The organism is Leptospira yasudae, from assembly GCF_003545925.1.
In the GTDB taxonomy this organism is placed as follows: Bacteria; Spirochaetota; Leptospiria; order Leptospirales; family Leptospiraceae; genus Leptospira; species Leptospira yasudae.
The window spans coordinates 1-1,021 of record NZ_QHCU01000021.1 but is presented as its reverse complement, the minus strand read 5'-3'; the positions used below and the strand labels follow the sequence as shown (position 1 = coordinate 1,021).

General features: G+C 50.5%; 1 protein-coding gene. It reads left to right on the top strand.

The annotated features are described in order from the left end of the window. Positions 1-8: 8 nt before the first annotated feature. Positions 9-1,021: TIGR04388 family protein (locus DLM76_RS21385; protein ID WP_346725449.1), on the top strand; the 1,013-nt coding region annotated here is incomplete at its 3' end.

Here is a 1,021-nt window from a genome sequence, read left to right as displayed (position 1 = left end):
CCGGCTATATCAGCTATACCCCTGAACAAAAGTTAAATACGCTTAGTGACTTAATCGACCGGGGAATGAGCGGCGCGCAAGCAAACGGTTGGGGAGGCGGATTCGGAGTTGGAAGTTCTACGTTTAACGGAGGGATCTCGTTTGCTCCAGGAAGCGGAATCAACATCAATCTTGGAGGGCAGATCTTCAACACGGGCGGATTCGTGAACCTGAGCTACAATGTTGAAAGCGGTCATACGAGCGGCAGCCTTGGAATGGGACAGGAGTATGGTACGAACGTAGGAGTGAGCTTTAGTACGGATCACAGCCAACCCCCTGGGATCTTTGCAGGCTTTGGCTGCGACGTAAAGGGAACGAATTGCGGTGGTGGAAAGAATGCGTTAGGAGCGGGCGGCTCTATCACGCTTACCGGGGACGGTAATATCACGTTCGGAGCGGACATACTGGGTAACCAAGCAGCGAGCGTATCATACAACGTAAACACGGGAAGTTGGAGCGGAGTTCAGGTAAGCAACACTTGGGCTCAAGACTTTAACTATATGAACGCTCAACAGGTGATGGACGCAAAGATGAAGGCTCAGGATGCACTGAGAGCGGGTAAGGAACTTGATGTAGCGAGCGATCCGAACATCGTGAACAAGAGCGAATATCTGAAGGGTCTTGCGAGCCAGATGGGGCTGAGTCCTGAGAAGTTTGCGGAAGCGATGAGCCAGTTGTCGAGCGAGATCAAGAAAGGTAACTTGGACGGAGCGCAGTTGGATGCGGCGATCAAACTTGCGAACGACGTGATGGGAATCATCCACAACGAAGCATATCCACATCCAGATGAAAACAAACTTCCGAACACGGCATTGCGGGATGCGATCCATGAATCACCGATGGTGTATGGAACGAACAACGGTTCGATCGATCCTACGAGCAAATTGAGTCAGTTTTTGGGTCAGGCAAATATTTATCTAAACAACCTGGCTGGTAACGCGTTTGGTGAATTTGCGTATGTGGATTCGAATGGGAATTTGGT